The sequence below is a fragment of the Tsukamurella ocularis genome (assembly GCF_965138335.1).
Classification (GTDB): domain Bacteria; phylum Actinomycetota; class Actinomycetes; order Mycobacteriales; family Mycobacteriaceae; genus Tsukamurella; species Tsukamurella ocularis_A.
The window spans coordinates 1-6292 of sequence record NZ_CBCSDV010000063.1 but is presented as its reverse complement, the minus strand read 5'-3'; the positions used below and the strand labels follow the sequence as shown (position 1 = coordinate 6292).

Annotated in this window: 8 protein-coding genes; 5 read left to right on the top strand and 3 right to left on the bottom strand. The window is 71.1% G+C overall.

Annotated elements, in window-relative coordinates; all coding sequences use genetic code 11:
* The 4 genes from ACNAYW_RS24515 to ACNAYW_RS24500 all read left to right on the top strand — a co-directional run.
* The coding region (locus tag ACNAYW_RS24515; RefSeq protein ID WP_415852207.1) for a TerD family protein at positions 1-677 on the top strand (677 nt) is incomplete at its 5' end.
* A gap of 38 nt (positions 678-715) precedes the next feature.
* Positions 716-1336, top strand: a complete 621-nt coding sequence (locus ACNAYW_RS24510; RefSeq protein ID WP_415852206.1) for an AIM24 family protein — start codon at positions 716-718, stop codon at positions 1334-1336.
* A gap of 5 nt (positions 1337-1341) precedes the next feature.
* The gene (locus ACNAYW_RS24505) at positions 1342-2028 is read left to right on the top strand and encodes an AIM24 family protein (protein ID WP_415852205.1); all 687 of its coding nucleotides are present in this window, start codon (positions 1342-1344) and stop codon (positions 2026-2028) included.
* Entirely contained in the window at positions 2025-2792 is a 768-nt protein-coding gene (locus ACNAYW_RS24500) for an AIM24 family protein (RefSeq protein WP_415852204.1), read from the top strand. Before ACNAYW_RS24505 ends, ACNAYW_RS24500 begins: the two co-directional genes overlap by 4 nt.
* A gap of 177 nt (positions 2793-2969) precedes the next feature.
* Here the strand turns inward: ACNAYW_RS24500 and ACNAYW_RS24495 are convergent.
* From ACNAYW_RS24495 to ACNAYW_RS24485, 3 genes are all read right to left on the bottom strand, one after another.
* Positions 2970-3574: DUF1542 domain-containing protein (locus tag ACNAYW_RS24495; RefSeq protein WP_415852203.1), on the bottom strand; the 605-nt coding region annotated here is incomplete at its 3' end.
* Positions 3575-3763: 189 nt separating this feature from the next.
* The gene (locus tag ACNAYW_RS24490) at positions 3764-4861 is read right to left on the bottom strand and encodes an inositol-3-phosphate synthase (RefSeq protein WP_068526205.1); all 1098 of its coding nucleotides are present in this window, start codon (positions 4859-4861) and stop codon (positions 3764-3766) included.
* Positions 4862-4872: 11 nt separating this feature from the next.
* A complete protein-coding gene (locus ACNAYW_RS24485) occupies positions 4873-5409 on the bottom strand; it encodes a PadR family transcriptional regulator (protein WP_415852202.1) in 537 nt (178 codons plus the stop codon).
* A 235-nt stretch (positions 5410-5644) separates the two neighbouring features.
* Here ACNAYW_RS24485 and ACNAYW_RS24480 point away from each other — a divergent pair, with 235 nt between their 5' ends.
* Positions 5645-6043 carry a DUF5318 family protein gene (locus tag ACNAYW_RS24480; protein ID WP_126195720.1) on the top strand — a complete coding sequence of 133 codons (399 nt, stop codon included), beginning with the start codon at positions 5645-5647 and terminating at the stop codon, positions 6041-6043.
* Positions 6044-6292 lie beyond the last annotated feature (249 nt).

Here is a 6292-nt window from a genome sequence, read left to right as displayed (position 1 = left end):
CCCCGGCACCGTCGTACCCCCCGGCGCAGCCGGCCCATCAACAGCCGCCGGCGCCCGCCCCGGCGGCCGCGCCCCGGGTGAACCTCTCCAAGATCACGCTGACCAAATCCGCGCCCACGGTCTCGCTCGCGAAGTCCTCCGAGCGGCCGACCGGCACGATGCGCGTCAACCTGAACTGGACGCAGGGCCGCAAGGGCCTGTTCGGCGGCGGGAACGCGGTGGACCTCGACCTGGCCTGCTTCTACGAACTCCGCAACGGCGACCGGGGCGGCGTGCAGGCCCTGGGCAACGCCTTCGGCAGCATCGACCGGCCGCCGTTCATCCAGCTCGACGCCGACGATCGATCCGGCCGCTCGCAGGGCGGCGAGAACCTGCACATCAACCTGGCGCACCTCGACGACTTCGTGAGGATCCTGATCTTCGCCTACATCTACGAGGGCACCCCGAACTGGGCGTCCGCGAACGGCGTCGTCACCCTGTTCCCGCCCGGCGGGCCCGAGGTGGAGGTGCACCTCGACAACCCGGACCGGCGCGCGATCTCCTGCGCCATCGCGCAGCTGCACGTGGTGAACGGCGAGCTCACCGTGACGCGCGAGGTGCAGTACATCCACGGCTCGCAGCGCGCCGTGGCCGAGGCCTACAACTGGGGGCTGAACTTCACGCCGGGGCGGAAATGACGCCCTAAAGTGGCGGACGACGAGGGGGAGGGGAGCCCATGCAGCTCGTGTCGAAGACCAAACGGGTCGTCGAGGCGCACCTGAACAACAGCTCGATCCGCGCGCTGAGCGGCTCGATGATCGCCTACGAGGGCCAGGTCGCCTTCAAGTCCGCCGGCTTCGGCGGTGGCGACGGCGTGGTGGCGGGGCTCAAGCGCCGCGCCACCGGGGAGGGCCTGTCGCTCATGGAGTGCACCGGCACCGGGGTGGTGTACCTGGCCCAGGACGCGGCCACCGTCACCGTCGTGGACCTGAACGGCGAGACGCTGCAGGTCGAATCGCAGCAGCTGCTCGCGCTCACGCCGCAACTGTCGACCAACGTGACCTTCGCGGGCCTGCGCGGCGGGGCGTCCGGGCAGGGCCTGTTCACCACGACGGTGACGGGGCACGGCCAGGTCGCGCTGCTCTCGCTCGGCGGGCCGCTGATCCACCTCGAGGTCTCGCCGCAGTACCCGCTGGTCGTGGACCCCGACGCCTTCGTGTGCGCGCGGGGGCAGCTCTCCCAGTCCTTCGTGACCGACGTGTCCTGGCGGTCCGTCGTGGGCCAGGGCGGCGGCGAGGCCTTCTCCCTGCGCTGGGACGGCTCCGGCGTGGTCTCCATCCAGCCGGCGGAGAGGTAGGCGCGGTGTTCACCAAGGTCAACGGCAAGGTCGTCTCCATCGACCTCGCGCGCTCGGGCCCCGTCATCGCACGGCGCGGCGCGATGCTCTTCTACACCGGCCAGGTCTTCTTCCAGCCGCACCAGATCCCGGGCATGGGCGGCGGCATGGCCGGCCTCGCGGGCATGGCGGGGCGGATGATGCAGGGCGAGCACGAGGCGACGATGGTCGCGCAGGGCCACGGCACGGTGCACTACGGCTTCCGCGGCCTGGAGGTCGAGGTGGTGGAGATGCCGCAGGGCGGCGATCTCCGCGTCGAGGCGTCCCGGCTGCTCGCGTACACGCAGGGCCTGCAGGCCTCGATCGTGTCCACCGCGGCATCGGGCGGAGGTGGCGGCGGCGGGCTCATGGGCGCGCTCCGGTCCGCGGCGAGCGGCGTCGCGACGGGCCAGGGCATGTTCACCACGCAGCTCAGCGGCGTCGGCGCGGCCGTCATCCTCGGGCACGGCGGCTTCCTCACCCTGGAGGTCGGCCCGAACCGTCCGGTCACCGTCGACCCGCAGGCCTTCGCCGCCGCGCTCGGCCCGGTCCAGACGAACCTGCGCTCCACCGTGAGCCTGCGGAACATGGGGCGCACCGGCGGCGAGGCCTTCCAGCTCGACTGCACCGGCCAGGGTGTGGTCTACGTCCAAGCATCGGAGCACCGGTTGTGAGTGAGCTCGACACGGTCTGGAATCCGCACACGCTGCCCGCGGGCGGCGACAACGTCCCGGGCAACCAGTACTCGTACTGCATCGACCTGACCAAGCCCTGGTTCCTGTCCAAGGGCGCGATGATCGCGCACTACGGGCAGATGAGATTCACCTCGCTGCAGCACGGCCTGCAGGGGCAACTGCTGCAGATGGTGGCGCAGCAGTTCTCCGCGCCGCTGTATCTCGGCGACTACGTCGTGGCCGAGGGGCACGGCAAGCTGATCATCGGCGACCGCGGCAACGACATCAACGCCTACGACCTCGAGGACGACGGCAACCTGACGATCCGCGCCGCGAACCTGCTGGCGTTCGAGCCGAACCTCTCGCTGCAGCAGTCGATCGTGCCGGGTTTCGTGACGCTGATCGGCACCGGCCGGTTCCTCGCGTCGTCGAACGGGCAGGTCATGTTCGTCGAGCCGCCCGTGCGGGTGGACCCCGAGGCGCTCGTCGGCTGGGCGGACTGCCCGTCGCCGAGCCACCACTACGACCAGGCGTGGGTGACGAGTTTCGTCGCCGCGGCCGGGCGGGCCCTCGGCGTGAGCTCGGGCGAGGAGCGGCAGTTCGACTTCACCGGATCGGGCACGGTGCTCGTGCAGTCGAGTGAGAAGGTGCTCGACGACCGGCACGTGGTCCGCAACATCACCGGGCAGCTCCCCGGCCTCTCGCCGGGCGGGCTGCGCGAGATCAGCGCGTCGATCCAGCAGCAGCTGGGGCAGCAGCAGTAGCAGCCGGCGCGGCGGGACGACCGGGGTCAGAAGCCGCCGAAGTCGCCCCCGCCGAAGTCCCCGCCGCCGAAGTCCCCGCCGCCGAAGTCCCCGAAGCCGCCGCCGTCGGAGGCGTCGTCGCCGCCGAANTCCCCGGCNNCGGCACCGTCGNCCNCCGGATCGGCGAGGACGNCCNNNCCGACCCCGGCCATGCCCGCGAACATCGAGCTGAACAGCAGGTAGCTGCCCACGCCCCACGCACCCGCGACGAGCGCGGGCTTCCACCACGGCTCGCTGTACCAGCCCGCGGGCACCGGCCGGCCGGCCACGACGCCGCCCGGGTAGTAGTTGGGGGTGCGATCGGACGGCGCCGGCGAGGCCGTGAGCGCGCGACCGTCGACGTCCACCGTCCGGTCCTCGGTGACGGAGCCGGCGGTGCGCTGGCCGTCGAGCTCCGGGATGGGCGGGCCGGGGTCGAGGTCCATCGCGACCCGGGCCGCCCGCGCGTAGTAGAGGCCCTCGAGCGCGGTCTGCTTGGCCAGTCGCGCCTGCGCGGGCGTGTTCGCGCCGCCGACCTGGGCGCCCGCGGCCGTGTACCGCTCGCCCGCGTCGGCGAGGGCCTGGCGGGCCGCGTCGTTCGAGCCGACGAGGTTGTTCACCTGGCCGGCCAGCCGGTCGATGGCGGCGCGGGCGTCGGCCTGCGCGTCGGCGAGCGCGGTGGACCGGTTCCGGTTGCCGCGGATCACGAGCGCCACGACGAGCGCGACGGCGACGACGGCGATGAGGATCAGCACGGGGTCCATGACCCGACGGTACCGAGGACGACGGGCCCGCGGCTGACGAGAAGCTGAGCGATTCGGACTTTTCACCCAGGGCGTAGCGCGGTGCGCCGGGCACGACGAGGGCCCGTCACCGAGTGGTGACGGGCCCTGCGACGGTGGCCGGGCGAACCCGGTTCCACGATGCGGCCGGACCTGCCGGCCGGGCGGGGACTAGTCCGCGCCGATGATGAACTCCTCGAGCTGCTTGCGCGCGACGTCGTCGGCGATCTGCTCGGGCGGCGACTTCATGAGGTACGCCGAGGCGGGGATCACGGGGCCGCCGATGCCGCGGTCCTTGGCGATCTTCGCGGCGCGCACGGCGTCGATGATGATGCCGGCCGAGTTGGGCGAGTCCCAGACCTCGAGCTTGTACTCCAGGTTCAGCGGCACGTCGCCGAAGGCGCGGCCCTCGAGGCGCACGTACGCCCACTTGCGGTCGTCGAGCCACTCCACGTAGTCCGACGGGCCGATGTGCACGTTCTTGTCGTGCACCTTGCCGGCCAGCGGGCCGTTGAGGTTCGACGTGACGGCCTGGGTCTTGGAGACCTTCTTCGACTCGAGGCGGTCGCGCTCGAGCATGTTCTTGAAGTCCATGTTGCCGCCGACGTTGAGCTGGTACGTGCGGTCCAGCGTGACGCCGCGGTCCTCGAACAGCTTCGCCATCACGCGGTGGGTGATGGTGGCGCCGACCTGGCTCTTGATGTCGTCGCCGACGATCGGGACGCCCGCGTCGCGGAACTTCGCGGCCCACTCCGGGTCGGAGGCGATGAAGACGGGCAGCGCGTTGACGAAGGCCACGCCCGCGTCGATCGCGCACTGCGCGTAGAACTTGTCGGCCTCCTCGGAGCCCACGGGCAGGTAGGACACGAGGACGTCGACCTCGTTGTCCTTGAGCGCCTGCACGACGTCGACACCCTCGCCCGGCGCCTCCTCGATGGTCAGGCGGTAGTACTTGCCCAGGCCGTCGAGGGTGTGGCCGCGCTGCACGGTGACGCCGGTGGGCGGCACGTCGGCGATCTTGATGGTGTTGTTCTCGGAGGCGTTGATCGCGTCGGAGAGGTCGAAGCCGACCTTCTTGCCGTCCACGTCGAACGCGGCGACGAACTCGACGTCGCGCACGTGGTACGGGCCGAACTTCACGTGCATCAGGCCCGGAACGGTGGCGTCGTCGGCCACGTCCTTGTAGTAGTGCACGCCCTGCACGAGCGACGAGGCGCAGTTGCCCACGCCGACGATCGCGACGCGCACCTTGGTGGAGTTGTCAGTCACCGTTGTTCCCTTCAGTCGGTGTCGGTCTTCACGTCGGAGCGGGACTCGGCGGCGATCAGCTCATTGAGCCACCGCACCTCGCGCTCCGTCGTTTCCAGTCCCAGCTCGTGCAACTGCCGCGTGTACGTCTCGCTGGTCCCGCCGGCCGCGAGGGCCCTACGGAGTTCCTCGCGCCGCTCCTCGACCTGCCGGCGGCGACCCTCGAGGATGCGCAGCCGGGCCTGGGCGGGAGTGGCCGTGAAGAAGGCGAGATGCACGCCGAACCCGTCGTCCGTGTAGTTCTGCGGCCCCGTGTCGGCGACGAGGGCGGAGAACCGCTCCTTGCCGGCCGGGGTCAGGCCGTAGACACGGCGCGCGCGGCGCTTCGACGGGCCCGGTCCGTCCTCCTCGGCGATGTACCCGGCGTCCTGCGCGCGGCGCAGGGCGGGGTACAGCGATCCGTAGGAGAACGCGCGGAACGGGCCCAGCAGTTCTGTCAGTCGCTTGCGGATCTCGTAGCCGTGCATGGGGGAGTCGTGCAGCAGACCCAGAACCGCGAGTTCGAGCACTGCCGCCTCCTTCCGTGGCGCGGCGCCGAGCCGGGCGGCTGACGCGAGTGGATCTATCTCATCAATCGATCGGCAGTTGTATCGCGCCGATATATAGGACGATACCTCAGCGGTGAACCGAGGGTGAACGACAGGCGGCGGTGCGCTGCGCCGCGAGCGCGCGACCGGGGCGGACGGTCCTGGGCGGTATGCCCTTGTCGCGGCGTCGCCGCGCCCGGACACGTACATTGGATCCGTGCGGACGCAGAGGCAAACGGTGGACTACGCGCTGCAGCGGCGATCGCTGCTCGCGTCGGTCAACGCCGGGCGCACGGCGGTGAAAGCGGTGTGCGATGCCGACCCGTACCTGCTGCGAGCGGCCAAGTTCCACGGCCGTCCCTCCGAGGTGCTCTGCCCGATCTGCCGGAAGGAACAGCTGACCCTGGTGTCCTGGGTGTTCGGCGACTCCCTCGGTCCGGCCTCGGGTTCGGCCCGCACGGATGCGGAGCTCAGCGAGCTGGAATCCACACGGGTGGAGTTCTCCGTGCATGTCGTGGAAGTCTGCAGGTCGTGCAACTGGAATCATCTGGTGCAGTCCTACGTCGCGGGGTTGCCCCCGCGGCCACGGCGCAAGCGTCGCGCGGCACCGGGCTGAACGGCGCCGACGGCGCGAGCCGGGGCCGGCACGGAACGTACGAGACGATGAAGAGACGAGCGGAGAAGCAGCGGTGACGAACCCGGGTGACAAGGACGAGCGGAACGGGGCGGCCGGAGGNCCNCCGCGGCCCGGAGGCCCCACCCCGNCNCGCNCCGCGACGCCGCNGGCGGCGCCCACCACGCAGTTCCCGGTGGTTCCGCNGAGCGGCCAGGGCGCCGCGGNNCNGANGTAGATGGTGTTGAGGTA